The following is a 26,501-nucleotide window of genomic DNA, read 5'->3' as shown; positions in this document are numbered from 1 at the left end:
GGCATGTCGACCCCCGAGGCGCCGCCCACGCCTCTCCCCGAAGACCCCGAACCCTCCGATCGCCCTGAGCGCCCCGAGCGCCGTCGTGGCCGCCTGCCGGCCGCAGCGCTGGCCGTCCTCGGCGTCGCCGCCCTCGTCGGCGGGGCCACCGGACTCGGCCTGGAACTGACGCGCACCCCGACCCAGAGCGAGATCAAGGCGGCCGGGGACAGGGAGCTGGCCCTGCGCTGGCGGTTTCTGACCGCCGGTGAGATCTTCCCGGCCACCGTGCGGTACGGCAACGGCGCCGAGGGCAAGGTCGTTCCGGGCGAGAAGCCGAAGACAGCGCGGCGCGTCGGTATCGCGCCTGCCGAGGACTGCGCCAAGGCCCTCGATCCAGCCCCGGCGAAGCTGCTCGTGCAGCACGGTTGCCGGACGGTCCTGGTCGCCACCTACGTCGATGACAGCCTCACCCAGGTCGCCACGGTGGGCGTCGCCGTGATGCCCGGCAGCGCACAGACCCTGGCCTTCATCAGTGCCCTCAACGGGCAGGGCGGCCCCGCGAGCGGCCAGGGGACGGGATTGCGGGCACAGGGATTCATCGGCACACCCGCTGATCGTTTCCTCGATTCCGGCCGCCAGGAGTTCGGGATGCGCGCCGATCTGTCGTTCCGCTACGTGATCTTCATGACCGCTGGATGGGGCGACGGCCGGGGCAGGGTCGCGGCCGCGCAGGTTCCGCCAGAGTTCATGTTCGCCCATGCGGTGCTCGAGCGGCTTCGGACGCGGTTCGCGGAGGTCGACGATCCCTGCGGGCAGGAGGGCGTCTCATGCTGACGAGGATCTGTGCGTCTTTTCTGGCGGTCGCACTGACGGCGGCACTGACGGTCGCGGATCCCGCCCCGGCCCGCGCCGACGAATCCTGGGCGCGGCAGTTGGGCAGGGACCTGGGGCTCGCCCGCCAAGTCACCAAGGGGGACGGCGTCACCGTCGCGGTGCTCAGCACCGGGGTCGACCGGAACCTTCCGTGGCTGCGCGGCCGGGTCGAGAAGGAAAAGGACTTCGTCGGCACGGACCACCCGACACGGACCCTCGGAACGGTGCTGGCCTCCCTGGTCGCTGGCGACCATGAGTCGCCCTTCATCAGGCTGGCCTCCGGTGCACGGGTTCTGCCCGTACGGATCCTGCCCGATGGAGAGGAACCGGACGCCGAGAAATGGTGGGAGGACAGCGACCTGGCGAAGGTCTTCGCCGACGGCATTCGTTACGCGGCCGACCAGGGAGCACAGGTCATCGTGATGCCCGTGGCCCTGATGACCCCCGACAGCCCGTACGTCGAAGGGTACTCGCGTGACCTGGGTGTGTTGAGCGACGCCGTGACCCACGCGAGAGCCAAGAACGCCGTGGTGGTCGCTTCCAACGTGCATGTCGGGGATGTCCCGCCCCGGTACTTTCCATATCCCGCCTCGTCGCCTGGAGTGATCGCCGTCAACGGGCTGAACGAGCAGGGCGAGCGGCATCCCGCCTACTCCAAGCGAAGCGGTGCGGTCCTGGTATCGGCTCCGGCCACCGAGATCGGAGTGCCGGGGCCCTCCGATCTGGTGTACGACCTTGGGGGAGATCCCGTCGCGGTTTCCTGGGTCGCTGCGGCCGTGGCATTCGTGAAGGCGAAGTATCCGGATCTGACGCCCGACCAAGTGGCGCGTGCCCTCGCCGCGTCCGCCCGCCATCCCAAGGGCGAGGGGACCTACGACACCGAGATCGGTTACGGCATCGTCAACCCGGACGGGGCACTGAAGGAGGCCGCCAAGCTCGCCGCCCAGGGCAAGCCCGTCCTCGTGGCCAAGGACGGAGCCGTCCCAGAGGACGAGCACTTCGGCGGTGGTAGGCCCGACCCCATCGGCGCGGCGCGGCATCCGGTCGCGGCCATGGCGGGGTTCCCGGCGCTGATGCTGGCGGGGGTGGCGGCGCTGGCGGGGGCGTTCTGGTTGTGGCGAAGGCCGCGCCCGGCGGAGCCCGTCGAGGGAGAAGGCGCGGGAGAATCGGCGGATGCCGCTGGAGCCTGACGAGTTCGCCGAGCTGGTGCTGGACGTGGTGGAACGGATCCCGCCCGGCCGGGTGATGTCGTACGGGGACGTGGCCGAGCTGCTGGGGCGCGGCGGTCCCCGGCAGGTCGGGCGGGTCATGGCGCTGTGGGGCGGCGGGGTGCCGTGGTGGCGGGTGATCCGCGCGGACGGCAGCCCCCCGCCGGGGCACGAGGTGCGGGCGCTGGAGCACTACCGGGCCGAGGGGACGCCGCTGCGGGCGGACGGGACGCGGGTGGACATGGGCCGGGCCCGCTGGCACGGGGCCGACTGACGTCCGAGGCGGCCGGTAGGATCCGGTGCTCCCGACCCAGTCGTCACAGCAGCACCTGATGTCGCATTTGCGACATTTGGTCGTTGTTGTCAGACGAGCCTCGATGATCTGCTGGAATCGTTTGTCGTGCCACCAGCGTCCTACCGCCTCGTCCGTCGCGCCGGTCCCGTCCGGACGGCCCCGCCCGTCCTGGACGAGCGGCAGCGACGGGTGGTGGAGCATGCGCACGGGCCGCTGCTGGTGCTGGCCGGTCCGGGCACCGGCAAGACGACCACGATCGTCGAGGCGGTGGTCGACCGGATCGAGCGGCGCGGCGTGGACCCGCAGCGGGTGCTGGTCCTCACGTTCAGCCGCAAGGCCGCCGAGGAGCTGCGGGACCGCATCACCGGCCGCCTGCGCCGCACCACCCGCTCCCCGCTGGCGCTGACGTTCCACGGGTACGCCTACGCGCTGCTGCACCGCGACGCGGTGGAGAACGGGGAGGAGCCGCCGCGGCTGCTGTCGAGCCCGGAGCAGTTGCTGGAGGTGCGCCGCCTGCTGGAGGGCGAGTTCGCCGACGGCGCGGCCGACTGGCCCGAAAGGCTGCGGCCCGCGCTGACCACCCGGGGGTTCGCCGAGGAGCTGCGGGACTTCATGCTGCGGGCGGCCGAACGCGGCTACGGCCCGCGGGAACTGGAGGAGCTGGGCCGCACCCGGGGCCGGGACGACTGGGTGGCGATCGGCCGGTTCATGGAGCGCTACGACCAGCGGTTCGCGGTCGACCCGGTGCCGACCCACGACTACGCCGACCTGATCGGTGTCGCCGCGCACATGCTGGCCGAGGACGAGGTGAGGATCCGCGAACGCGACGCCTACGACGTGGTGTTCGTCGACGAGTACCAGGACACCGACCCCGCCCAGGAGGCCCTGCTGCAAAGGCTGGCGGGCGACGGCCGCGACCTGATCGCGGTGGGGGACCCGGACCAGTCGATCTACGGGTTCCGGGGCGCGGACGTGCGGGGGATCCTGGAGTTCCCGCAGCGGTTCCGCACCCTCGACGGGGAGCCCGCCCCGGTGGTGGCGCTGCGGGAGTGCCGCCGGATGGGCCCGGTGATCCTGGAGGCGTCCCGCCGGATCGCCCGCCGCCTGCCCGCCGGACCGCTGGCCGCCGAGCACCGGGCGCTGCACCCCCAGGAGGGCGCCGAGGACGGTGAGGTGCACGTCGTCATCGCCGACAGCGCCAGCCAGGAGTCCGCGCTGGTCGCCGACGAGCTGCGGCGCGCCCACCTGCTGGACGGGGTGCCGTGGTCGCGGATGGCGGTGCTGGTGCGCAGCGCCGTACGGCAGGTGCCGGTGCTGCGCCGCGCCCTGGCCCAGTCCGGGGTGCCGGTGGTGGTCGCCGGCGACGAGCTGCCGCTGGCCGGCGAACCGGCCGTGCGCCCCCTGCTGGTGCTGCTGCGCGCCGCCCTCAAGAAGGACTTCCTGACCGGCGAGGTCGCCGAGGAGCTGCTGACCGGGCCGCTCGGCGGCGCGGACGCGCTGGCGATGCGGCGGCTCAAACGGGCGCTGCGCGACGTGGAGGTCATGTCCGGCGGCGACCGCCCGCTCGGCGAGCTGCTGACGGCGGCCCTGCTGGACCCGCGCGAGCTGCTGCTCGTCCACGCCAAGGTCCGCGCCCCCGCCGAGCGCGTCGCGCACCTGATCCGCACCGCCCGCGAATCGGCCGAGGCGGGCGGCACCGCCGAGGAGGTGCTGTGGGCGGTCTGGCAGGAGAGCGGGCTGGCCGACGCCCTGCTGGAGCAGTCCGCCAAGGGCGGTCCCCGGGGCGCCGCCGCCGACCGGGACCTGGACGCCGTGGTGGCGCTGTTCGACCACGCCGCCCGGTTCGTGGACCGGATGCCGCACGCCGGGCCCGAGCTGTTCGTGGACGACATCGCCGGGCAGGAGATCGCCGGGGACACCCTCGCCGAGCAGGCCCCCTCGGGCGAGGCGGTGCGGATCCTGACCGCGCACCGCGCCAAGGGCCTGGAGTGGGACGTCGTCGTGGTCGCCGGGGTGCAGGAGGGCCTGTGGCCCGACCTGCGGCTGCGCGGCTCGCTGCTGGGCGTCGAGGAGCTGATCGAGCACCACGCGGGCAACGACCTCGACGGTTCGGCCGCGGGCGCGTCGGTGGCGGCCAAGCTGCTGGACGAGGAACGCCGGCTGTTCTACGTCGCCGTCACCCGCGCCCGCCGCCGCCTCGTCGTCACCGCGGTCGGCGGCGACGACACCGAGGAACGCCCCTCCCGGTTCCTGAACGAGCTGTCGCCCGGCGCGTTCGAGCAGTCCCAGCTCGACGAGAAGACCCGCTGGCTGTCCATGCCGGCGCTGGTCGCCGACCTGCGCGCGGTGGTGACCGACCCGTCCCGGCCCGAGCCGCTGCGCCGCGCCGCCGCCGGCCACCTGGCCCGGCTGGCCCGCGCCGGGGTCCGCGGCGCCCGCCCCGACTCCTGGTACGCCATCACCGCGATGTCGGACCCCGGCCCGGCGTTCACCGAGGACGAGCCGATCACCATCTCCCCGTCGCAGGTCGAGACGTTCACCACCTGCGGGCTGCGCTGGCTGCTGACCTCGGCGGTCGGCGCGCAGGAGGGCGGCCCGAACGAGTTCGCCGCGATGGGCAAGGTGATCCACGCGGTCGCCGAGATGGCCGGGGCCGAGGGCGACCTGGACGACGGGGACGTGGCGCGGCGTCTGGACGACATCTGGAACGAGCTGGACTTCCGCAGCGCCTGGTACTCCGGCAAGCAGCGCGAGCAGGCCGCCCGGATGGTCGACAAGTTCCTGGCCTGGCACCGCGACAACCCCAACGAGATCGTGGCGCTGGAGGAGGCGTTCCAGGTCGACCTGGGCCGGGTGGTCATCAAGGGCCGCATCGACCGGGCCGAACGCGACGAGCACGGCCGCGCGGTGATCGTCGACATCAAGACCTCCGCCACCCCGGTGCCCAAGGACGAGCTGGCCCGCCACCCCCAGCTCGGCGTCTACCAGTACGCGGTGATGCTGGGGGCGTTCGAGCGGCACGGGCTGATCGAGCCGGGCGGCGCCAAGCTGGTGCAGGTCGGCAAGGCGGCGCTGGCCGCCAAGGCGCGCGAGCAGGAGCAGCCGCCGCCCGCCGAGGACGACGACCCCGAGTGGCCCAAGAAGCTGATCGAGATCGTCGCGACCGGGATGGGCAGCGAGGTCTTCGCCGCGCGCGCCAACGACAAGTGCCGCACCTGCCCGGTCCGCTCCTGCTGCCCGGTCCACGAAGAGGGCGGGCAGGTGGGGTCGTGATCTCCCCGGCGGAGCTGGCGCGGCTGCTGGAGATCCCCGAGCCGACCGCCGAGCAGGCCAAGGTGATCAGCGCGCCGCTGGCCCCGATGGCGGTGGTCGCGGGCGCCGGGTCCGGCAAGAGCGAGACGATGGCCGCCCGTGTGGTGTGGCTGGTCGCCAACGGGTTCGTGCGGCCCGAACGGGTGCTGGGCCTGACGTTCACCCGCAAGGCCGCCGCCGAGCTGGCCTCCCGGGTGCGCCGCCGCCTGGACCAGTTGCGGGAGCGGCTGCCGGAGGACGAGCTGGCCCGGCTCGGCGGCGAGGCCCTGTTCGACGGCGAGCCGGTCGTGTCCACCTACCACTCCTACGCCGCCCGGCTGTTCGGCGACCACGCGCTGCGCGAGGCCCTCGAACCCACGATGAGGCTGATCGGCCCCGCCGTCGCCTGGCAGCTCGCCTCCCGGGTGGTGGACGACTACGACGGCCCGATGGAGCACATCGACTGGCAGCCCGACACGGTGGTGCGGGCCGTGCTGGACCTGGCCGGCGACCTCAACGAGCACCTGCGGACCCCCGAGGACGTCCGCAGGGTCGGCCGGTGGCTGGAGGAACGGCTCGCCGAACTGCCCAGGCCGCTCAAGCCGCAGCGCGAGATCCTGGCCCGGCACGCCGTCCGTGAGGAGCTGCTGCCGCTGGTCGAGCGGTACGGCCAGGCCAAGCGGGAACGGGAGGTCATCGACCACGGCGACCAGATGGCGCTGGCCGCCCGGATCGCCCACCGGCACCCCGAGGTCGGGATGATCGAACGCTCCCGCTACTCGGTCGTCCTGCTGGACGAGTACCAGGACACCAGCCACGCCCAGCTCGTGCTGCTGCGGTCGCTGTTCTCCGGCGGGCATCCGGTGACCGCGGTGGGCGACCCCTGCCAGTCCATCTACGGCTGGCGCGGGGCGAGCGCGGGCAACCTGCTGCGGTTCGCCCACGACTTCCCGCTGCACCCGCCGGTCGGGGACCGCCCCGCCACGCCCGCGCCGATCGCCCAGTTGTCGGTGAGCTGGCGCAACGGCGAGCGGATCCTGGACGCCGCCGCCCGCGTCCAGGCCGAGCTGCGCGCCGAGGCCAAGGTCGTCCCCCGGCTGTACTCGGGGGAGAGCCGCCGCGGCCGGGGCCGGGTCGAGTGCGCGCTGTTCACCACGGTCGAGGAGGAGGCCGAACGGATCGCCGCCCGGGTGCTGCGGCTGATGGCCGCCGAGACCGCCCCCGACGGCGGGCCGTGGGACGGCGAGGGACCGCTGAGGTACTCCGACATCGCGGTGCTGGCCCGCAAGCGGTCGCAGTTCCCGCTGCTGCGCCGCGCCCTGGAGGACCGCGGCATCCCCGTCGAGGTCGTCGGGCTGGGCGGGCTGCTCACCGTTCCCGAGGTGCAGGACGTGGTCGCCACCCTGCGGGTCATGCACGACCCCACCGCCGGGGCGTCGCTGGCGCGGCTGCTGACCGGCCCCCGCTGGCGGATCGGCCCGCACGACCTGGTCGCCCTCGGCCGCCGCGCCCGCGAGCTGGCCCGCGAGGCGCGGCGCGACATCACCCCGCCCGAGGGCGCCGAGCAGCCCGAGCCCGCCGAGCCGCCCGCCGACGACGGCGACCCGCTGCGGCAGGTGGTCGCCGAGCTGAACGAGGAGACCGGCAGCCTCGTCGACGCCCTCGACGACCTGGGCGACCCGTCCGCCTACTCCCCGGAGGGGTACCAGCGGCTGCGGCGGCTGGCCGCCGAGCTGCGGTCGCTGCGCACCCAGGCCGGGCTGCCGCTGCCCGAGCTGGTCGCCGAGGTGGAACGGACCCTCGGCCTGGACATCGAGATCGCCGCCCGGTCCGGTCTGGACCCGGTGACCGCCCGCGCCGACCTGGACGCCTTCATCGACGCCGCCGCCTCGTTCGCCGGCGACGCCGAGGACCCCACCCTCGGCGCGTTCCTGGCGTACCTGAAGGCCGCCGAGACCGAGGAGTTCGGGCTGGAGGCCGGCCGGGTGGGGGAGAGCGACAGCGTCAAGCTGCTCACCATGCACGCCGCCAAGGGCCTGGAGTGGCCGGTGGTGATCGTCCCCGGCCTGTCGTACGCGCCGCTCAAGGACGGCCGCCGCCCCGCCAAGGGCTCGGTCTTCCCGTCCCCGCCGCAGAGCCCCACCCGCTGGACCGACAACCCCCGGCTGCTGCCGTTCCCGCTCCGCGGCGACCGCGCCGACCTGCCGGTGCTCGGCGGCCTGACCAAGGAGGACCTGGCCGCGTTCGACGAGGCGTGCGCCGAACGGGACCTGCGCGAGGAACGCCGCCTGGCCTACGTCGCGGTGACCCGCGCCTCCCACCTGCTCATCGCCACCGGCTACTGGTGGGGCGCCTCCAGCCGGCCCCTCGGCCCGTCCCCGTTCCTGGAGGAGATCCGCGAGGTCTGCCTGGAGGGCGCGGGTTCGGTCGTGGCGTGGGCCGACCCGCCGGAGGAGGGCGCGGCCAACCCGCTGCTCGCCGACCCGCCCGAGGCCGAGTGGCCCGCCACCCCCGAGGGACGGCGGCACGAGGCCATCGTCGAGGGCGCCCGCATGGTCCGCGACGCCATGGTCGGCCGGACCGGGCGCTGGGCCGGCGACGAGGGCCTGACCGAGGCCGACCGCCGCCGCATGACCGCCTGGGCCCGCGACGTGGAGCTCCTGCTCGCCGAACGGGACCGGGGCCGCGGCGGCGACGGCATGCTGGTCGAGCTGCCGCCCAAGCTCACCGTCTCCACCCTGGTCGCGCTGTCCCGCGACCCCGAGGCCCTGGCCCGCTCGATCCGCCGCCCCATGCCGCGCCCGCCCGCCCCGTACGCCCGGCGCGGCACCGCGTTCCACCGCTGGCTGGAGGCGCGCTGGGGCCAGCAGCCCCTGCTGGGCCCCGACGACCTGCCCGGCGCGGCCGACGAGGACGCCGCCGACGACTCCCTGCTCGCCACCCTCCAGGCGCGTTTCGAGGAGTCCGAGTGGGCCGCCCGCGAACCCGTCGAGGTCGAGGTCTCCTTCGAGACCGTCATCGGCGACCGCGTCGTCCGCGGCCGCATGGACGCCGTGTTCGCCGGCCCGGACGGCGCCTACGAGATCGTCGACTGGAAGACCGGCCGCCCGCCCACCGACGAGGAGGCCCGCCACGCCGCCGTCCAGCTCGCCGCCTACCGCATGGCCTGGTCCGAGCTGGCGGGCGTCCCCCTCGACAAGGTCAGCGCCGCCTTCCACTACGTCCAGGCCAACCACACCATCCGTCCCGCCGACCTCCTGGACGCCGAGGGACTGGCCGCCCTGATCCGGTCCGTCCGCGCCGTCGACTGAGACCGGCGACCGTGTGCGCGAATCCCTTGTCACCGGATCGGAGCGGGGCTTGAACGCCGCCCGTCCCGCGCGTCCGGATCGACCGGGGAGGCCGCGCATGGCCGGATCCGGACACCGACGGGCACCCGGCGGACACGCTCCGAGGTGGTGCGGGCAGGTCGCGCTTAGTAAGGTCCGCGGCATGCGTCGATTGATGATGGTCGCCGTGCTCGCGTCGGGGCTCGCACTGACCGGTTGCGGTGGTTCGGAGGACGACCTGCCGCCCCCGCCCTCCGTGCCGCCGGAGCTGACGAGCCCTCCGGCTCCCCCGTCGGTGACCATTCCGCCGGAGCTGACGGACCTGCCCACCCCGCCGCCGGTGCCTCCGGAACTCACCGATCCGCCGGAGGCCCCCGACGCCGACCCGTCCTGAACCGCCCCGAAGCCCGGCCGCCGGCCGGGCTTCGGCGTTCGCGGGATGATCGGCCGCCTCGACGGGGCATTACCTCGCTTGGATATGTGAGGGACTCCCTATGGCCTTCGGGTGAAGTTCCGGGAGATGATCCCCGCATCGAACGAGGAGGTCGGTGTGACGGTGACGCGCGAGGAGAAGGTCGCCCGCGAGGGGGCGGTGACCGAGGCGGCTGGTCTGGCGAGGCTGGTGGACTTCATCGAGCCGGAGCTCGACCTGGAGGACGTGGTGCTGGAGGTGGGCGCCGGGACCGGGCGGGTGTCGCGCACGATCGCCCGGCGAGTACGCCATGTCACCGCGCTGGACCCGTCACGGGAGGCGCTGGAGCGCGGCAAGCGCGAGGCCGACCAGGACGCGGTCATGAACGTCACCTTCTCCCGCGGGGACGCCGCCGACCTGCCGTTCGCCGGTCGCTCGTTCACCCTGCTGATCTCCCGGTTCGGGCTGCACCGGGAGGAGGACCCGGCGGCGGTGCTGCGCGAGCTGGTGCGGGTCAGCCGGCCCGGCGCCGGGCTGGTGGTCGCCGACCTGGTGCTGGCCGACGGTAACGGCGGCGACCCCGACCGGCTGCTGCGGCTGCGCGACGCCGGGCACCGCGCCCTGCTGAGCGCCGAGCGGATCGCCGAGCTGATCGCCGAGGCGGGCGCCGACGTGCGGCGCAGCGAGCGGTTCGACCTGATCCGGCCGGTGGACGCCTGGCTGGCCGACGCCCCGGCCGAGGCCGCCGAGCAGATCCGCGCCGAACTGCGCGCCGAACTGGACGGCGGGCCCGCCACCGGCCTGCGCCCGGTGCTGTCCGCCGACGAGCTGTGCGTCACCCTGCCGGTGGCGCACCTGGGGGCCACCGCCTCCTGATTTCGAGCGTTTGTTCGACGCCGCCCGCGGGCCCGCTCTATGCTCTCGATCATGAGTTCGACCCGGAGCGCCCGTCCCCTGGAGCGCGAGCCCGCGGCGCTGGCGATGCGGATCGGCCTGGTCGCCGCCGAGGCGGCGCTGGCCTCCTTCGCCCGCCACCTCGACCTGGACGACCTGGACGGGGAGGTGGACTTCCGGGGCGCCATCGGTCCCGCCGAGTGGCCGGTGTTCTCCCTGGTCGTCGACACCATCGCGACCGCGGACCCCACCGACGACCGGCCGCTGGACGAACGCCGGGTGGACGCCCTCAACGACCTGGCCCGCATCTGCCTGGCCGCCAAGCGCGCCGGCTCCCCGGCCTGACGTGTTCGTCTGGGGGACGACCCCCAGACCCCCGAGGAGGAGGGTCAGACGATCCTCGCTTCGCTGCGGTCGTCTGGCGTGTCCGTCTGGGGGCGGACCCCCAGGCCCCCCGAGGGTGAGGGTCAGACGATCCTCGCTTCGCTGCGGTCGTCTGACCCTCAGCCCGGGGACCGGTGCAGGGGGCTGGGGACGAGCACGTAACCGGCGGCCCGGTCGGGCGAGCGCGACCAGCGGGTCCGCAGGTTGGCCTTGGCGGGCAGCGGCACCCCGGCCAGCAGCGCCCGCAGCCGGGGACCGCCGCCGTGCTCGCGGGCGTACCCGGCGAGGCCGTCGCGCAGGATCCGCCACAGGTCGGCGTCGCGTTGCGGATGCAGGTCGGCGACGGCGGCGGCGACCTCGGCCAGGTGGTTGACCAGCAGGCAGTACACCACGCGGTTCCAGCCCCGGTCGGCGTCGTAGGTCAGGGCCTCGCGCACCCGGGCGGGCAGTTCGGGCAGCGCGGCCAGCTCCGCGTCCCAGTGCCCCTCGACCAGCTTGGTGCCCTCCAGGTCGCGGAACACCGCCCGTACCGGCATGCCCTCCTCGTCCACGGCGACCAGCACGTTCTGCAGATGCGGCTCCAGCACCACCCCGTGGGACAGGTACGCGTCCAGCACCGGGAGGGCGACCAGGCGGACATAGCGCGTCCACCACTCCAGCGCCCCGTCCGGGTCCGCCGCGCACGCCAGCCCGGCCAGGGACCCCGGGCCGGTGCCGTACGGGTCGGCGAGGGCGGCGGCCAGCAGCGGCGTGCCGGGCAGGTCCGCGACCCCGCCGCGCAGGATCACCCCCAGCCCCTCGTGCAGCCGCCGGTCGGCCAGGTGAACGCTGCGGTACGCGGGCTCCGGCAGCAGCCGGCACCCGTCGAACCGGCCCGCCAGCTCCGCGAACACCGGCCGCAGCAGCCGGTCCAGCGTCACCGCCCCGGTCAGCTCGTACCAGGCGTTCTTGCGGACGCAGTTGGTGATCCGCACGTCCAGGCTGAACTTGCAGAACACGTCCGCGCCCGGCACGTACACGGTGCGCACCGAGGACGTCGGCACCACCTCCGGACCGGCCGCCCCCAGATCCGCCACCAGCCCGGACGCCAGCGCGCGGCGCAGCACCGGCCGGTCGGCCAGCAGCCCGAGCTGCCACGGGTGCGCGGGCAGCAGCCGGTGACCGGGCGGGGGAGTCGGCCCCAGCGACTCCAGCGCCGCGAACGCCCCCGCGTCCCCGCCCTCGGCCACCAGGTCGGCGCGCACCGCCAGCCACCGCAGCCGGAACCGCGCCCCGGCCTCCGGCGCGTACGGCAGCCACTCCTGGGGCCGCCCCTGCCGTGCCTTGGGGGTCGGGTGGAACCGGTGCCCGGCGACCAGCGACTGCTCCGACGCCAGATACCCGTCGACCCCGGTCGCGTTCGCCGGCGGGGCCTGCCGGACCTCCAGCAGCGCCCGCAGCGCGCCGTGGCTGCCGGTCACCTGCTCCAGGAACTCGGGGTTGGGCCGCCCGGTCGCCAGCTCCAACTCCCCGGCGATCAGGTCGGCCAGCCGCCGCCAGCCGACCTCGATCCACTCGCCGTCCCGCCGTTCCTCGCACGGCGTCCCCAGCCGGTAGGCGAACGCCACCGGCGGGCGGGCCAGCCGGGCGCGCAGCAGCACCCCCACCCGGGGCAGCCGGATCAGCAGGTGCGCCCCGTGCGGCCGCACCTGGTGCTCGGGGGCGCAGACCTCCCGGACCAGGCAGTTGAGCAGGGCGGTGGCGGTGGCGTCGTCGGCGGACAGGACGCGGTCGGCGGAGCCGGTGAGCAGCACGTGTCAGTCCCGGAGGTAGTCGAGGTAGTTGGGCCCGTCAGGGCCGTAGTGCTTGTTGATGTCGCGTGCTCCGGTGCGGGCCTTGTCGACGAGGGTCCCGGCGGTGAGCATCGCCTTGGCCGGCAGCGCGTCGGCGTCCAGCGTCCGCGACCGCAGGAACCCGTCCTCGGGGCCCAGCGCCGCGTCCAGCCGTTCCCGCACCATCGCCAGGCCGGTGCGCAGCGGCAGCAGCCCCCGTTCGGCCAGCCCGAACGCGACCGCCCCCGCGCACAGGTGCAGGGTGATGGTGACGAAGACCCGCGCCAGCGACTCCGGATCCCCGGCGGCCATCCGCGGATCCTCGAACGAGTCCCGGCCCGGTCCCGGCGCCGCCGCCAGCCGCCGCGGATCCACCAGCATCCCGTCGTTGTCCTTGACCAGCAGCCGCAGCGGGCCGTCGCCGAGGACCAGCGCCACGTTCTGCTGGTGGGCCTCCAGCGCGATCCCGTACCGGAACAGCGTCACGTTGGCCGTCAGCAGCGCCGACAGGTACTCGCCGAACAGCTCCGGCACGTCCCACCGTTCGATCACCGTTCCGCCGCCGGGGTGGTCCGCCAGGAGCGCCGCCACCGGGACGACGTGCGCGCCCTCGGTCTCGGCCGGGAACTTCCGCACCAGATAGCCCAGCAGCGGATCGCCCGCATGCCCGTAGGTCTGCTCGTCGGCGAGCAGCAGCGGCAGACCGGGCTCGCGGGCCAGGACCCGCCGCAGGATCCGCTCGGCCAGCGCGCCGTCGTGGAGGGTCCGCGGCACGATCGTCCGCCGGTTGCGCAGCCCGAGCGTGCTCGTCGGCAACGGCACCTTCAGATGGGTACGTCCGTCCACGGCCACCGTCCTCATCGACAGCGTCGGCCGAACGTCCAGATAAGGCAACGGGGCCACCGCGACGCCCGTGTTCAGCGGGTGCACGGGCAGCAGCTCGCACGGGCCGTCCACGCCCACATCGGCCGGACGCGGCCACCAGCCGGGCCGTTCCCCCGCCCGCGTCACCCGCTCGGGCGGCACCGCCGCCCACCGCAGCGCGAACACCGGCGCGAACTCGGGCGCGTACCGGCGCAGGTCGTCGGTGGTTAACCCGGTCCGGCACCGCCCGGTCGGATACACCGGATGGTCGGTGTGGGCGGCGAGCGTCTCGTAGAAGACCCCCGCACCCGTCACCGGCACTTCCGCCAGGCGTCCGGCCACGGCCGGCCAGGCGTTCTCATGGAGCAGCAGCGTGGCCAGGCACTCGCGGCACTCGCGTTCGAACGCCGCCACGTCGTCGCGAGGGTCGGCGAGGGCGCGGACGGCCGCGAACACCTCCTCCAGCCGCAATCCCGCATCCGGGTCCACGGACCACTCGGCCAGAAACCCCGGCGGCGGCCACACCCCCCGCCCCGCATCCTCGCGCCCGCGCAGCCGGACGACCGGACCGCCGGGAAGCCGCAGCTCACCACCCTGGCGGTAGCGGCGCAGCCCGGCGTAGTCCTCGCGCAGCAGGGCGTCCAGCACGCGGGCGGCCAGGACGGACTCGACGCCCGGCCGCCCCGGGGCCGCGGGGGACGGCGCCCGGCTGCGGCCGGTCGCCGGAACGAGGTCGTCGGCAGGACGGCGAGGCGGGGGAGGGGAACCGGTCGTCACGCGATCTCCCAGCGGTGCTCGGCGCGGAAACGGGCCAGCGCGGCGTCGACGGCCGCCTCGTCCGGCCCGATCGCCTGCACGGTCCCCAGGTAGTCCCGGTTGGTCCCGGTCAGGGTGACGGTCTCGCCCGCCCGCCGGACCGGCCGGTAGGTCAGCCGCACCTCGCCGTAGGCCAGTTCCAGCGGATCGGGGGCCGACCGCAGCACCCCGGAACGGCCGGCGACCACCGAGTCGACCGCCGCGTGCCGGTCCGGGCGCGGTGGCGGCGGCCCCAGCGGCTCGCCCAGATGCACCCGCAGCACCTGCTCGAACACCGGAACGCCCAGCAGGTCCGCCAGCAGGAAGTCGCAGTGGTCCCCGATGATCCGGTAGTTGACCTCGATGATCCGCGCCCGCCCCTCGTGCACCACGAACTCGGTGTGGCAGGCCCCGAACCCCACCCCCAGCGCCTCCAACTGGGCCAGCACCTGGCCGGTCTCGGGCGGGGGAGGAGCCCAGTCCAGCCGCTCCTCGACGAAACGCGGCGGCGGCGACAGGCGTGTGCGGAACGACCCCAGCACGTGCAGCCGCTCGCCGTCCCCCAGGGTCTCCAGCGTGTGCAGCCGCCCCGGCAGGTACTCCTCGGCCACCAGCGGGTCGGACCGCCGCTCCCGGATCTCCTTGTAGCGGGCGGCCAGCTCCTCCGGGTCGGCCACCAGGAACACGTCCTCGCTGGCCACCCCCTCCCGCGGCTTGAGCACCAGCGGGTACGGCCCCTCCGGCACCCCGTCCTCGGTGACCTGCACGCTGAACACCGGGTCGACGCCGGCCAGGTGCCGGCGCAGCAGCGCCTTGTTCTTGGTCCGGGTGGCGGCCCGCCAGTCCTTGCCCGGCAGCCCGAAGTACGCGGCGGCCAGCGCGGTCGGGGCCTGCAGGAAGTCGCTGTTGGAGAAGATCGCGCGGACCGGCCCGTCCAGCGCCGACACCGCGTCCACGACGGCCCGGTAGTCGTCCACCGCGCACTCGACCACCGGCAGGTCCGGGTGGCGTTCACGGTGGTCGGCGGGGCGGTCGGTCAGCACGGTCACCCGCAGCCCGAGCCGCCCGGCGGCGGGCAGGAACCCGTGCGTCACCGAGTCGGTCGCCTTCCCGGCGACCAGGACGAGATGGGGCCCGGACTGCACGGTGCGCCTCCCGGCTGAGGTAAGCCTAACCTAATCCCCGTTACCGTAGTACGCCCCGCCCTCACCGCGCGGCAGAAATCTCCGCGTGTCCCGCCCCGCGCGCGCACGGCAGGATGGCGTTCATGGATCTCCTCCAGCGCTGGATCGCGCTGGCCGGGGAGGACACCCGGCACATCGGGGCCGACCTGGCCGCCCGCTACGGCGAACCGCACCGCCGCTACCACACCACCGACCACCTGATCGCCGTCCTCGACCTGGTCGACGAACTGGCCGGGCACGCCGACGACCCCGACGCCGTCCGGCTGGCCGCGTGGTTCCACGACGCCGTGTACGACCCGCAGCGCGGCGACAACGAGGAACGCAGCGCCGTCAAGGCCGAACGCATGCTCGCCGACACCGACCTGCCGCCGGAGACCGTCGCGGAGGTCGCCCGGCTGGTCCGCCTCACCACCACCCACGCCCCCGGACCCGACGACCGCAACGGCCAGGTCCTCTGCGACGCGGACCTGGCCGTCCTGGGCTCGGACCCGCGGACCTACGCCGCCTACGCCTCCGCCGTCCGGGAGGAGTACGCCTTCGTTCCCGACGAGCACTTCACGATCGGCCGCGCCGGGGTCCTCCGCTCCCTGCTCGACCTCCCGGCGCTGTTCCACACGCCCCCGGCCCGCGAACGCTTCGAGGCCCGGGCCCGCCAGAACCTCCGCACCGAGCTGATGCTCCTGGAGGCCGGCGGCCCGTAGCGTTCAGGCCCCGACGCGCGGCTTGCGGCGGCGCAGTCCCGCGCGGGTCAGCCGGGCCAGCAGCTCCTGGCACCCCACCGGCTCCGCCCCGAGCGCGACCGCCCGCTCGTACAGCTCGGACGGCACGTCGTAGTGGTCCCGGTCGAACGCCCTCGGCGGCACCCCCAGCCGCGCCGCGAACTCGTGCAGCTCCTCGTAGGAGGAGTCCTGTCACTTCTGGGGGCCGCCCCCCAGACCCCCGAAAGGCGGTCGGTCGATCCTCGCTCCGCTGGCGCTCCGCTGCGGTCGACCGCCGCGACCATGTGGGACCACACACGGCCGCGCCACGGCCACAGCGGCGGGTCGATCAGGATCAAGGCGGCTCCAGGGGGAAGGGACCGGCGGATATAGAGTGCCACGCGAAGTGATGCGCGAAGGGGGGCATGAGGCGTGGACGTCCGTGCGTACATCGAGGCCAACGCGGCCGGCTTCTTCGAGGACCTGAAGGAGTGGCTGGCCATCCCCTCCATCTCGGGGAATCCCGCGCACACCGACGACGTGCGCCGCTCGGCCGCCTGGCTGTCGGGGCACCTGCGCGGGATCGGCTTCCCCACCGTGGAGGTGTGGGAGACCCCCGGCCTGCCCGCCGTCTTCGCCGAGTGGCCCGCCGACGACCCCGGCGCCCCGACCGTGCTGGTCTACGGGCACCACGACGTGCAGCCGGTCGAGCCGCTCGAGGAGTGGGAGACCGACCCGTTCCACCCGGTCGAGCGCGGCGACCGGCTGATCGGCCGCGGCGCCTCCGACGACAAGGGCCAGGTGCTGTTCCACTCCCTCGGCCTGCGCGCCGCCCTGGCCGCCTCCGGCCGGACCGCCCCGCCCGTCACGATCAAGATGCTGGTCGAGGGCGAGGAGGAGTCCGGCTCGCCCAACCTGCCGGACCTGCTGCGCCGCAACGCGCGGCGGCTCGCCTGCGACGTCATCGTGATCAGCGACACCACCATGTGGGCCGCCGACGTGCCCTCCATGTGCACCGGCATGCGCGGCCTCACCGAGGTGGAGCTGTCGCTGTACGGGCCCGACACCGACCTGCACTCCGGCTCGTTCGGCGGCGCGGTGCCCAACCCGCTGCACGCCATGGCGGCCCTGCTGGCGGGCCTGCACGACGAGAACGGGCGGGTCACCCTGCCGGGCTTCTACGACGACGTGATCCCGCTGACCGACGAGGAGCGGCGGCTGTTCGCCAAGCTCCCGTTCGACGAGGAGGAGTGGCTGCGCACCGCCGGCAACAGCCGCGCCGCCTGCGGCGAGGCCGGGCACACCACCCTGGAACGGGTCTGGGCGCGCCCGACCGCCGAGGTCAACGGCATGTGGGGCGGGCACACCGGCCCGGGCGGCAAGACCATCGTGCCGCGCGCGGCGCACGCCAAGATCTCGTTCCGGCTGGTCGCCGGGCAGGACCCGGACAAGGTGCAGCGCGCGTTCGAGCAGTACGTCGCCGAGCGCACCCCGCCGGGCGTCCGCGCCGAGGTCACCCTGGGCGCCGGCGGCTTCCGCGCCTGCTTCTCGCCGATCGACTCGCCCGCCGTGCAGGCCGCCCGCCGCGCGATGGAACGGGCGTTCGGCACCGAGGTGCTGTTCACCCGGGAGGGCGGCAGCGGCCCGGAGGCGGACCTGGCCGAGATCCTGGACGCCCCGCTGGTGTTCGTGGCGGTCGGCCTGGACTCCGACCGCATCCACGCCCCCAACGAGAAGGTCGAGAAGCCGCTGCTGCTCAAGGGCGCCGAGTCCGCCGCCTACCTGTGGGACGAACTGGCCACGGCGCTGCGCTGACGGCCCTGGAAGGAGCGCCATGGAGACGCCGCTGGAATGGCTGGCGCTGGCCCGCGGCGGCCTGGACCGGGCCGCCGAACGGCGCACCGACGACGCCTGGCTGGCCGGACGCTGGGCCGACCCCCGCACGCGGGTCCTGGTGGTGGAACGCGGCCAGGCCCTGATCCGCTCCACCGGCGACGGCCCGGAACTCATCCTCGTCGGCCCGGACGACGCCCCCGAGGGCGACCGCTACCTGCTCGGCGTGGACGACGAGGACGTGGCCTACTTCGCCGTGTCCGGCGCCCTCCCGGCCATCGAGGGCTCCGACACCGCCGACCTGCGCCGCATCGGCGCCGCCCTCGGCGACCGCGACTCCACGCTGTTCACGCAGGCGGTCGCCCTGCAGAACTGGCACGGCACCCACACCCACTGCCCGCGCTGCGGAGCCCCCACCGACATCGCCAAGGCCGGGCACACCCGCCTCTGCCCGGCGGACGGGTCCGAGCACTTCCCCCGCCTCGACCCCGCCGTCATCATGCTCGTCCACGACGACCGCGACCGCGTGCTGCTCGGCCGCGCCCCCACCTGGCCGGAGCACATGATGTCGATCCTCGCCGGCTTCGTCGAACCCGGCGAGTCCCTCGAGCAGTCCGTGGCCCGCGAGGTCCGCGAGGAGGTCGGCATGACCGTCGACCGGATCGCCTACCTGGGCAGCCAGCCCTGGCCGCTGCCGCAGAGCCTGATGCTCGGCTTCTTCTGCCGCGCCCCCGGAGACCAGGAGCCCGCCCTGGAGTCCGACGAGATCGCCGAGGCCCGCTGGTTCACCCGCGAGGAACTCCGCACCGCCACCGAGGACGGCTCGGTCATGATCCCCGGCCGCGTCTCCATCGCCCGCCAGCTCATCGAACGCTGGTACGGCGGCCCCCTCCGCGGCTCCTGGCGGAGATAATGGCCCTCTGCTCCCCGCCCAGGCGGGGTTGATCCGGCGACGGTGCCCACCGTGCTGTTTCCCGATGGGTCGGCCCCGCCTCCGCGGGGTTGAACGAGGCTCGCAGCCGTTTCGGCCGCGAGCCTCGTTGCTCACTCGGAGGCCGCTTCCAGCGACTCCAGGTGCTTCTTGACCGTCTTGGCGGGCGGGTTCGTCATCACCGTGCCGTCGGGGAAAACGATGGTCGGCACCACGGCGTTGCCGCCGTTGACGCTCATCACGAACTCGGCGGCCTCGGGGTCGCGTTCGATGTCGACCTCGTGCAGGTAGATGCCGTCACGGGCGAGCTGGCTCTTCAGGCGCCTGCAGAAGCCGCACCAGGACGTGGTGTACATGGTGAGCTTGCCGGTGGGCGTGCTCGCGGGGGTCGCCATCGGTGTCCCGTCTCCTCTGCCGTGGTGAACCTGTCCAGGCATTATCAACCGTTCGGCCCACCCGGACATTCCGATCGCGCAGGTGCCGGATGGTGCGAGGATGGACTCCCGGGAAAGGAGGGGCGGATGGACGCGGACGCGATACTCGACGGGCTGGACCCCGAGCAGCGCGCGGTGGCCGAGGCGGTGCGCGGGCCGGTGTGCGTGCTGGCCGGGGCGGGCACCGGCAAGACCCGCGCCATCACCCACCGGATCGCCTACGCCACCGCGACCGGGGCGGTGGCCCCGCAGCGGGTGCTCGCCGTGACGTTCACCACACGGGCGGCCGGGGAGCTGCGCGGGCGGCTGCGGCGGCTCGGCGCGCCCGGGGTGCAGGCCCGCACCTTCCACGCCGCGGCGCTGCGCCAGCTGACGTACTTCTGGCCCAAGGTGATCGGCGGCGAGCCGCCCAAGATCATCGAGTCCAAGATCGGGCTGGTCGCCGACGCGGCCCGGGCCTGCCGGCTGTCGTACGGCCGGACCGAGCTGCGCGACGTGGCCGCCGAGATCGAGTGGGCCAAGGTCACCCAGCACCGGCCGGAGGACTACGCCGCCGCCGTCGCCCGCACCGGCCGCAGACCCCCCGCCGACGTGGTCGACGTGGCCCGCGTCTACGCCATGTACGAGACGCTGCGCCGGGAGCGCAACCTGCTGGATTTCGAGGGGATCCTGGAGCTCACCGCCGCCGTCCTCACCGAGTACCCCGAGGTCGCCCGGGAGGTCCGCGACCAGTACCGGTACTTCGTGGTGGACGAGTTCCAGGACGTCAACCCGCTGCAGAAGCTGCTGCTGGACGCCTGGCTCGGCGACCGCGACGAGCTGTGCGTGGTCGGCGACCCCAACCAGACGATCTACTCGTTCACCGGCGCGACCACGCAGTACCTGCTGGACTTCACCCGCGCCCACCCGAACGCCACGGTCGTCAAGCTGGTCCGCGACTACCGCTCCACGCCCCAGGTCGTACGGCTGGCCAACGCGGTGATCGGGCCGGCGTGGGACGCGGAAACACGTGGGGAGGCGGCGCGGCGGCACAGACTGGAGCTGGTGGCGCAGCGCCCCGACGGGCCCGAGCCGGTGTACGTCGAGTACGACGACGAGGTCGCCGAGGCCGACGACATCGCCCGCCGCGCCCGCAAGCTGATCGACGAGGGCGTGCCCGCCAGCCAGATCGCCGTGCTCTACCGGATCAACGCCCAGTCGGAGAACTTCGAGGCGGCGTTCGCGGCGGCCGGGGTCCCGGTGGTGCTGCGCGGCGCGGAACGCTTCTTCGAACGCCCCGAGGTCCGCGAGGCCGTCGTCCAGCTCCGCGGCGCCGCCCGCGCCGGGGCCGACGCCGAGACCGAGGGCATGGGCCTGATCGCCACGGTCCGGCACGTGCTGTCGGGGGTGGGCTTCACCGACCAGGCCCCCGAGGGGACGGGCGCGGCCCGCGCCCGGTGGGAGTCGCTGCAGGCGCTGGCCCAGCTCGCCGAGGACGTCGCCATCGCCGACCCCCGGGCGGGGCTGCCGGAGTTCGTCGCCGAGCTGGAGGAACGCGCCGCCCTGCAGCACGCCCCCACCATGGAGGGCGTCACGCTGGCCAGCCTGCACGCCGCCAAGGGCCTGGAGTGGGACGCGGTGTTCCTGGCCGGGCTGACCGAGGGCACGCTGCCGATCGTCTACGCCGAGACCCCCGAGCAGATCGAGGAGGAACGGCGCCTGCTGTACGTGGGCGTCACCCGGGCCCGCGAGCACCTGACCCTGTCCTGGTCGCTGTCGCGCACCCCGGGCGGCCGCAAGAACCGCCGCCCCTCCCGCTTCCTGGCGGGCCTGACGCCCCGCGCGTCCACCCCGAGCCCCGCGCCCGCCGACCGTTCCCGGCGGCGCACCGGCGGCAAGGCGGGCCCGCAGCCGTGCCGGGTGTGCGGGCGCCCGCTGACCGCCGCGCTGGAACGCAAGCTCGGCCGCTGCGCCGACTGCCCCGCCGAGATCAACGAGGAACTGCTGCTGGGCCTCAAGGAGTGGCGGTCGGCGGTGGCCGGGGACCAGCGGATCCCCGCCTACGTGGTGTTCACCGACGCCACCCTGCAGGCGATCGCCGAGCGCTGCCCGGAGACGATGGAGGAGCTGGCGCAGATCTCCGGGGTCGGCGCCGCCAAGCTGAAGAGGTACGGCGCGGCCGTGCTGGCGTTGTGCCGGGGTGAGACGCCGGACACATCGCCCGGCCTGCCAGACTGACGTGTTACCCCGCCGCCGGGCGGGGGATTCGAGGCTCATCGCTCCCCGTCGCCTGCGAGGGGAGCGCGGACACGGTGGGTGGCTTGTGAGAGAGGCGCTGAAGGATCTGCTGGACCTGCTCGACCTGGAGCAGATCGAGAACGACATCTTCCGCGGCCGCAGCCCGCAGGAGAGCCGGCAGCGGGTCTTCGGGGGACAGGTCGCCGGGCAGGCGCTGGTGGCGGCCGGGCGCACCGTGCCGGTCAACCGGTCCGTGCACTCGCTGCACGCCTACTTCCTGCGGCCCGGCGACCCGCTGGTGCCGATCGTCTACATGGTGGACCGGATCCGCGACGGGCGCTCGTTCACCACCCGCCGGGTCACCGCCGTCCAGCACGGCCGGGCCATCTTCATGCTGTCGGCGTCGTTCCAGATCGCCGAGGAGGGGCCGGCGCACCAGGCCGCCATGCCGGAGGTGCCCGCCCCGCTGACGCTGCCGACCATGCGCGAGCGGATGACGGCGCTGTTCGGGGAACGGGCCGCCGACGAGTTCGAGCGCCGCCGCCCGTTCGACCTGCGGCACATCACCCCGCTGACCTTCGAGGCGGCCAAGGACCCCAAGCTGACCGGGCCGGAGTCGAAGGTGTGGCTGCGGGTGGACGGCGAGCTGCCCGACGACCCGCTGCTGCACGTGTGCCTGATGACGTACGCCTCGGACATGACGCTGCTGGACACCGTGCTGCTCAACCACGGTCTGTCCTGGGGCGACAACCGCACGATGGGGGCCAGCCTGGACCACGCGATGTGGTTCCACGGGCCGTTCCGCGCCGACGAGTGGCTGCTCTACGCTCAGGAGACCCCGTTCGCCGGCGGCGCCCGCGGGCTGGCGCGCGGTCACGTCTTCACCGCCGACGGCAGGCTGGTGGTGTCGGTGGTGCAGGAGGGGCTCATCCGGGTGGTGGACGCTCCCGCCGATCCGGAAGTTCGGTGAAATCGCCCACAGAATCGCAGGTCAAAAATAGGTTGATGGTTTTCGCGTCGCGAACGTAGAGTCTTCACGACAGCGAACGAACGTCTCGAGCGCCGCGCGCGCGAGGCCGAGGAGCCAGGAAGGTGGTGTGCAGTCCGGTGATCAGCATGATGCGCAAATCCGCGACCTGGACCGCACCGTGCCCGGGCCTGGCCGGCCTTGCGCCACAGCTCCCCGCATTGACCCTGCTCGCGCAGCCCGAACAGGACTGCGGCAGGAACGGTGGCGATCGGCCGTTCACCCGGACCGCGTCGATGCACCGCGGCCTCGCGCGACTGCGCGAGGTGCGGCACCTGCAGCCGTATCAGGACGAGCGCCAGGGGTGGAGTGTCTTCAGCGGCACCGCCACCGGATCGATCGTCCGCACGGCCACGCAGGGCGGCGTGCAGCGCATCGTCCGCACCGTGTCCGGGCTGGATGAGGCCCACGTGGCCGCCAACGGCGGTATGTCGGGTCCGTACCCCTGGAGGCGACCGGTTTAGCACCGGCTCAGCCCCCAGGCCGCGGATCCAGACACCGGATCCGCGGCCTTCTTCGTATCTGGCCGCAAGTCCCGTCGAACGAACCCGTTGAGAACCCAACGAGAGGAACAAGGGTGACTGCGATGCAGGGGGCTCTCGCTTTCATGAGCGACGAGGACCTCACGCTTCCGTGCCGGACCGACCCGGAGCTGTTCTTCGCCGAGGCTCCCGCCGACGTCGAGCTGGCCAAGGCGCTCTGCCTCGACTGCCCGATCCGCAAGTCCTGCCTGGCCGGCGCCATCGAGCGTCAGGAGCCGTGGGGCGTGTGGGGCGGCGAGCTGTTCGTCAAGGGCCAGATCGTGGCCCGCAAGCGCCCGCGCGGCCGCCCCCGCAAGAACGCCGAAGTCGCGGCCTGAGGCCACGGCCCGGCCGGAGCGCTCCGGCGCCCGGCCGGGCCGGACCGAAGCGGACGGCGGCTCCGGCGGGCCGCCGAAAAGGCACCGAAGCGTACGAAACCTCCCGACCCACGACTGAAAATTTCACAACCACCCAGAAATTCGTGCCGTTCCCGGCACCGTGCGCACCGGCTCCGGCGGGTCGGCGGGCACGGTGCACCCGGGAGGGACGGCGAGACCCTGCGAACCGCGTTCCGTACCTGACCAGGCCGGACGGCGGGCGGCTCCGGCGGGCCGCCCCCGTCCGGCGACCGGCCCCGAGGACCGGGCCGGACGTCGAGGCGGCGGTGTCACCGCGCCCACGGCGGTACGGGACGCGGATCGAGAAAGAGGACGAAGAACCGACAAGGTCGTTCCTGAACGCGACCGGGCGGACGGCGGCTCCGGCGGGCCGTCATCGGTGCGGTGCGGGAACGCGAGGACGGACGGCCGCGGCCAGGGGGCGCGGCCGGTTGCCGGGAGCACACCGTGACCATGGTCCATGCGACGTCCGCGATGGAGCGGGCGATCGAAGACAGAAACCGACTCGAGCCCCACGCGGCGGCACGCGTGCGCGCACTGCGCCGTGCCCGCCGGAACGCGCAGGTCCGCGCGATCCGCGTCCGCCGCATCCTGCTCACCAGGTAGAGGCGGCCATCCTCCCGCGCTTGGGATGGTTTCGCGGGAGGCGCCTCCCCGGTGAGCCGCGTGGCCCGGCGCCCTACCTTCGCCGGTCCCACGCACCCGAGGCCCCGCCCACCATCACTGGGCGGGGCCTCCTTATGGCGCTCGCGCGTGCTCATGGCCGCGGCTTCGCCGCGGCGGCTCGCGCGCCTTTGACGCGCGGCCGTTCGTCGTCGCGGTTCAAGATCGCTCGTTCCTCGCGATCTTGAACCGCTCCTCCTCACGGCCACGCGGGCGCGCTCGCGGTGGTCTTCAGGATCTCCAGATGCGGGGCCGCAGCGAAATGGATCCGCACACCGTAGCCGTCGGGATGGCCGTCGGGTCCCTCAGGCGGACAGCTCGTCGTCCTCGGTGAGGTCGTCGTCCTGGATGAGTTCGTCGTCGTCGGCGAAGCCGGGGATCCACTTGAGGGATTCGGCGCGGGCGGGGATCTCGCACTCGAGCTGGCAGAGGACTCCGGTGCCGGCGGACAGCACGCGGTGGATGATGACGTACTCGGGCGGCAGGTTGAGCTGGCGGACCACGTTGCCCGGACGCAGGTCGGTGACCTTGGCGGCCATCATGCGCAGCCACTCGCGGTTGAAGGCGAAGGTCTCGGTGACGAACGGCTCGGTGATGGGGGCCAGGAACGCCTGCAGGGCCTCGGGGTCGATCTCGACGCCCTCGCGGATGAAGTCCTCGGCGCGCAGCGCCGCCATGATCTCGTCGATCTCGGCCATGCAGCCGATGCGCAGCAGCAGGCCGAGACGGCGCTGGAAACCGCCGGGGATGCGGTCCACCGCGCCGAAGTCCATCACGCCCAGCCGGCCGTCCTCCAGCAGGCGGAAGTTGCCCGGGTGCGGGTCGCCGTGCAGCATGCCCGAGCGCTTGGGGCCCGACAGCAGGAACCGGCAGTACAGCAGGGCGGCGTGGTCGCGCTGTTCCTGGTCGCCGTCGCTGATCACCCTGGACAGCGGGATGCCGTCCATCCACTCGGTGACCAGCACGTTGCCGGACTGGGCGACCACCTCGGGGATGTAGAAGTCCGGGTCGCCGGCGTAGGCCTTGGCGAACGCGCGCTGCGACTCGGCCTCCACGGTGTAGTCGAGTTCCTCGGTGACCCGTTCCTTGAGCTCGGCCAGCATGGGCTTGATCTCCAGCCCCGGCATCAGCACCGCGAACAGCTTGCCCAGCCGGGCCAGCTGGTTGAAGTCGCTGATCAGGGCCTTGCCGGCACCGGGGTACTGCACCTTGACGGCGACCGTGCGGCCGTCGTGCCACACCGCCTTGTGCACCTGGCCGATGGACGCGGCGGCGGCCGGCCTGTCGTCGAACGAGGCGAAGCGATCCCGCCAGTCCTCGCCGAGCCCCTCGGCCAGCACCTTGTGCACGGCCTGCGCGGGCAGTGGCGGCGCCGCCTCCTGCAGCCTGGTGAGCGTGGCGCGGTACGGCCCGGCGATCTCCGGTGGCAGCGCGGCCTCGAAGATCGACAGCATCTGGCCGAGCTTCATCGCGCCGCCCTTGAGCTCGCCGAGCACCTTGAACAGCTGCTCGGCGGTGCGCTGCTGGATCTCGACGGCGACCAGCTCGGCCGGCTTGCCCAGTGTCCGCTTCCCGACGCCGAGCGCGGCCCGGCCGGCGAATCCGAGGGGCAGCGAGGCCAGCTTGGCGGAGCGCGTCACCGCGCGGCGAGGGAGATCACTCACCAGCCCATTGTCAGGGATCGGTGACGCTTCCGCCACATTCCGGTCCGAGCAATCCCATGACTCCCCCACGTCCCACCGCCCTGCCAGGGGAAACGATGTAAGTGTGCGCTTTCTCACGTCGGCGGGCCGCGCCGCGCGCCCGCGGCGCGTGCGGGCTCGCCGGGCCGGACGCCGGGAACGCGTCCGGCCCGGCCGCGTTCCGGGGGGCTCAGTTCCTGGACGCGGTGACCGGCGACTGCCGGGGCGTCAGCCGTCCCCGCGGGGCCCGGCGGGCCCCGGCCGACCGGCGGGTGCGGCCCCGGCCGCCGCGGCCGGCCAGCCCGCCGACCGCCAGGAACGCCGCCACCGGGGCGGTGATCTCGACGACCCGGATCACCGACTGGGCGGGCAGGCCGATCCGCCGGGCGGCCCGGCGGGCGACGGGGCGCAGCGCCCGGCCGGCCAGCCCGCCGGCCAGCGCCCCCGCCGCACTCTGGGCGAGCCGGGCGGCCGGTGACCGGCGGGACGCGCCGGAGCGCCGGTTCTTCCTGGTGTAGTGGCTCATGTGAGTCCCCCCGTAACTAGACTGTCACTTTCGGTACCCGCATGGTCGCGCGGTGAAGCGCCCGCCCGCGCCGCCGGTTTCGCCGGGTCTCTTGCCTAACGTTCCACACCGCCGGCCTTCGGGGACAGCCCTGTGGATAACTTGTGGAAATCCTGTGGATCGGTGGTCCGAAGTTGTGGACAATCTCCGGCGGGGCTGTGGAGATCTTTGGGGATGTGCAAATTCCATTGGGCTGACCTGGGGAAACGC

Annotated in this window: 21 protein-coding genes and 1 pseudogene; 15 read left to right on the top strand and 7 right to left on the bottom strand. The window is 73.8% G+C overall.

Annotated elements, in window-relative coordinates:
- Window positions 1-3 precede the first annotated feature (3 nt).
- The 8 genes from HNR21_RS32035 (at window position 4) to HNR21_RS32000 (ending at window position 10,629) form a co-directional block, all read left to right on the top strand.
- The gene (locus HNR21_RS32035; protein WP_182708077.1) at window positions 4-816 is read left to right on the top strand and encodes a hypothetical protein; all 813 of its coding nucleotides are present in this window, start codon (window positions 4-6) and stop codon (window positions 814-816) included.
- Window positions 810-2,045, top strand: coding sequence for a S8 family serine peptidase (locus tag HNR21_RS32030; RefSeq protein WP_182708076.1), 1,236 nt, complete (start codon window positions 810-812; stop codon window positions 2,043-2,045). The genes HNR21_RS32035 and HNR21_RS32030 overlap by 7 nt, the downstream gene beginning before the upstream one ends.
- A complete protein-coding gene (locus tag HNR21_RS32025) occupies window positions 2,029-2,337 on the top strand; it encodes an MGMT family protein (protein ID WP_182708075.1) in 309 nt (102 codons plus the stop codon). Before HNR21_RS32030 ends, HNR21_RS32025 begins: the two co-directional genes overlap by 17 nt.
- A 126-nt stretch (window positions 2,338-2,463) precedes the next feature.
- A complete protein-coding gene (locus HNR21_RS32020; protein ID WP_182708074.1) occupies window positions 2,464-5,631 on the top strand; it encodes an ATP-dependent helicase in 3,168 nt (1,055 codons plus the stop codon).
- On the top strand, window positions 5,628-8,960 hold the full coding sequence (locus HNR21_RS32015; RefSeq protein WP_182708073.1) for an ATP-dependent helicase: 3,333 nt from the start codon (window positions 5,628-5,630) through the stop codon (window positions 8,958-8,960). The genes HNR21_RS32020 and HNR21_RS32015 overlap by 4 nt, the downstream gene beginning before the upstream one ends.
- Window positions 8,961-9,141: 181 nt before the next feature.
- Window positions 9,142-9,372, top strand: coding sequence for a hypothetical protein (locus tag HNR21_RS32010; RefSeq protein ID WP_182708072.1), 231 nt, complete (start codon window positions 9,142-9,144; stop codon window positions 9,370-9,372).
- Between the two features lie 156 nt (window positions 9,373-9,528).
- A complete protein-coding gene (locus HNR21_RS32005; RefSeq protein WP_182708071.1) occupies window positions 9,529-10,266 on the top strand; it encodes a class I SAM-dependent methyltransferase in 738 nt (245 codons plus the stop codon).
- Window positions 10,267-10,317: 51 nt separating this feature from the next.
- On the top strand, window positions 10,318-10,629 hold the full coding sequence (locus tag HNR21_RS32000) for a hypothetical protein (RefSeq protein WP_119731880.1): 312 nt from the start codon (window positions 10,318-10,320) through the stop codon (window positions 10,627-10,629).
- 158 nt (window positions 10,630-10,787) lie between these two features.
- Here HNR21_RS32000 and HNR21_RS31995 read toward each other — a convergent pair whose 3' ends face one another.
- Genes HNR21_RS31995 through HNR21_RS31985 form a run of 3 tightly spaced genes read right to left on the bottom strand, consistent with a single transcriptional unit; the run spans window position 10,788 to window position 15,283 of the window.
- The gene (locus HNR21_RS31995; protein ID WP_182708070.1) at window positions 10,788-12,461 is read right to left on the bottom strand and encodes an IucA/IucC family protein; all 1,674 of its coding nucleotides are present in this window, start codon (window positions 12,459-12,461) and stop codon (window positions 10,788-10,790) included.
- Between the two features lie 3 nt (window positions 12,462-12,464).
- Entirely contained in the window at window positions 12,465-14,120 is a 1,656-nt protein-coding gene (locus tag HNR21_RS31990) for an IucA/IucC family protein (protein WP_182708069.1), read from the bottom strand.
- Window positions 14,117-15,283 (bottom strand): ATP-grasp domain-containing protein, encoded by a 1,167-nt coding sequence (locus HNR21_RS31985; RefSeq protein WP_182708068.1) that lies wholly within the window; start codon window positions 15,281-15,283, stop codon window positions 14,117-14,119. The genes HNR21_RS31990 and HNR21_RS31985 overlap by 4 nt, the downstream gene beginning before the upstream one ends.
- Before the next feature lie 122 nt (window positions 15,284-15,405).
- On the opposite strand from HNR21_RS31985, the gene HNR21_RS31980 reads away from it, so the two are divergent.
- Window positions 15,406-16,023: an HD domain-containing protein gene (locus tag HNR21_RS31980; protein ID WP_182708067.1), complete on the top strand. Its 618-nt coding sequence runs from the start codon at window positions 15,406-15,408 to the stop codon at window positions 16,021-16,023.
- A 3-nt stretch (window positions 16,024-16,026) separates the two neighbouring features.
- Here the strand turns inward: HNR21_RS31980 and HNR21_RS35710 are convergent.
- Window positions 16,027-16,379, bottom strand: a pseudogene (locus HNR21_RS35710) (DUF4031 domain-containing protein).
- A gap of 73 nt (window positions 16,380-16,452) precedes the next feature.
- Between HNR21_RS35710 and HNR21_RS31970 the strand changes: the two are divergent.
- Both HNR21_RS31970 and nudC read left to right on the top strand, forming a co-directional pair.
- Window positions 16,453-17,835, top strand: a complete 1,383-nt coding sequence (locus HNR21_RS31970; protein WP_182708066.1) for a dipeptidase — start codon at window positions 16,453-16,455, stop codon at window positions 17,833-17,835.
- 19 nt (window positions 17,836-17,854) lie between these two features.
- Window positions 17,855-18,766, top strand: a complete 912-nt coding sequence (nudC, locus tag HNR21_RS31965) for an NAD(+) diphosphatase (protein WP_182708065.1) — start codon at window positions 17,855-17,857, stop codon at window positions 18,764-18,766.
- A gap of 131 nt (window positions 18,767-18,897) precedes the next feature.
- Here nudC and HNR21_RS31960 read toward each other — a convergent pair whose 3' ends face one another.
- Complete coding sequence (locus HNR21_RS31960) at window positions 18,898-19,179, bottom strand: mycoredoxin (RefSeq protein WP_182708064.1); 282 nt, start codon at window positions 19,177-19,179, stop codon at window positions 18,898-18,900.
- A gap of 126 nt (window positions 19,180-19,305) precedes the next feature.
- Here HNR21_RS31960 and HNR21_RS31955 point away from each other — a divergent pair, with 126 nt between their 5' ends.
- The 4 genes from HNR21_RS31955 (at window position 19,306) to HNR21_RS31940 (ending at window position 23,321) form a co-directional block, all read left to right on the top strand.
- On the top strand, window positions 19,306-21,435 hold the full coding sequence (locus HNR21_RS31955; protein WP_182708063.1) for an ATP-dependent DNA helicase UvrD2: 2,130 nt from the start codon (window positions 19,306-19,308) through the stop codon (window positions 21,433-21,435).
- Between the two features lie 85 nt (window positions 21,436-21,520).
- Window positions 21,521-22,405, top strand: a complete 885-nt coding sequence (gene tesB / locus HNR21_RS31950; protein ID WP_119729012.1) for an acyl-CoA thioesterase II — start codon at window positions 21,521-21,523, stop codon at window positions 22,403-22,405.
- Between the two features lie 137 nt (window positions 22,406-22,542).
- On the top strand, window positions 22,543-22,926 hold the full coding sequence (locus HNR21_RS31945) for a hypothetical protein (protein ID WP_119729013.1): 384 nt from the start codon (window positions 22,543-22,545) through the stop codon (window positions 22,924-22,926).
- Window positions 22,927-23,069: 143 nt separating this feature from the next.
- Window positions 23,070-23,321, top strand: a complete 252-nt coding sequence (locus HNR21_RS31940) for a WhiB family transcriptional regulator (RefSeq protein WP_119729014.1) — start codon at window positions 23,070-23,072, stop codon at window positions 23,319-23,321.
- 1,028 nt (window positions 23,322-24,349) lie between these two features.
- Here the strand turns inward: HNR21_RS31940 and HNR21_RS31935 are convergent.
- Window positions 24,350-25,708, bottom strand: coding sequence for an ABC1 kinase family protein (locus tag HNR21_RS31935; protein ID WP_182708062.1), 1,359 nt, complete (start codon window positions 25,706-25,708; stop codon window positions 24,350-24,352).
- Between the two features lie 208 nt (window positions 25,709-25,916).
- Window positions 25,917-26,252 (bottom strand): hypothetical protein, encoded by a 336-nt coding sequence (locus HNR21_RS31930; RefSeq protein ID WP_182708061.1) that lies wholly within the window; start codon window positions 26,250-26,252, stop codon window positions 25,917-25,919.
- Window positions 26,253-26,501 lie beyond the last annotated feature (249 nt).

The sequence above is a fragment of the Thermomonospora cellulosilytica genome (assembly GCF_014138835.1).
Classification (GTDB): domain Bacteria; phylum Actinomycetota; class Actinomycetes; order Streptosporangiales; family Streptosporangiaceae; genus Thermomonospora; species Thermomonospora amylolytica.
This window is presented reverse-complemented; position numbering and strand designations above follow the sequence as displayed.

Excerpts from the sequence above, each read along its gene's own strand:
- HNR21_RS31960 (WP_182708064.1), bottom strand. The coding sequence starts at position 19,179 with ATGGCGACCCCCGCGAGCACGCCCACCGGCAAGCTCACCATGTACACC.
- HNR21_RS32035 (WP_182708077.1), top strand. The coding sequence starts at position 4 with ATGTCGACCCCCGAGGCGCCGCCCACGCCTCTCCCCGAAGACCCCGAA.
- HNR21_RS31980 (WP_182708067.1), top strand. The coding sequence starts at position 15,406 with ATGGATCTCCTCCAGCGCTGGATCGCGCTGGCCGGGGAGGACACCCGG.
- HNR21_RS31955 (WP_182708063.1), top strand. The coding sequence starts at position 19,306 with ATGGACGCGGACGCGATACTCGACGGGCTGGACCCCGAGCAGCGCGCG.
- HNR21_RS31930 (WP_182708061.1), bottom strand. The coding sequence starts at position 26,252 with ATGAGCCACTACACCAGGAAGAACCGGCGCTCCGGCGCGTCCCGCCGG.
- HNR21_RS32025 (WP_182708075.1), top strand. The coding sequence starts at position 2,029 with ATGCCGCTGGAGCCTGACGAGTTCGCCGAGCTGGTGCTGGACGTGGTG.
- HNR21_RS31940 (WP_119729014.1), top strand. The coding sequence starts at position 23,070 with ATGAGCGACGAGGACCTCACGCTTCCGTGCCGGACCGACCCGGAGCTG.
- HNR21_RS32030 (WP_182708076.1), top strand. The coding sequence starts at position 810 with ATGCTGACGAGGATCTGTGCGTCTTTTCTGGCGGTCGCACTGACGGCG.
- HNR21_RS32000 (WP_119731880.1), top strand. The coding sequence starts at position 10,318 with ATGAGTTCGACCCGGAGCGCCCGTCCCCTGGAGCGCGAGCCCGCGGCG.
- nudC (WP_182708065.1), top strand. The coding sequence starts at position 17,855 with ATGGAGACGCCGCTGGAATGGCTGGCGCTGGCCCGCGGCGGCCTGGAC.
- HNR21_RS32010 (WP_182708072.1), top strand. The coding sequence starts at position 9,142 with ATGCGTCGATTGATGATGGTCGCCGTGCTCGCGTCGGGGCTCGCACTG.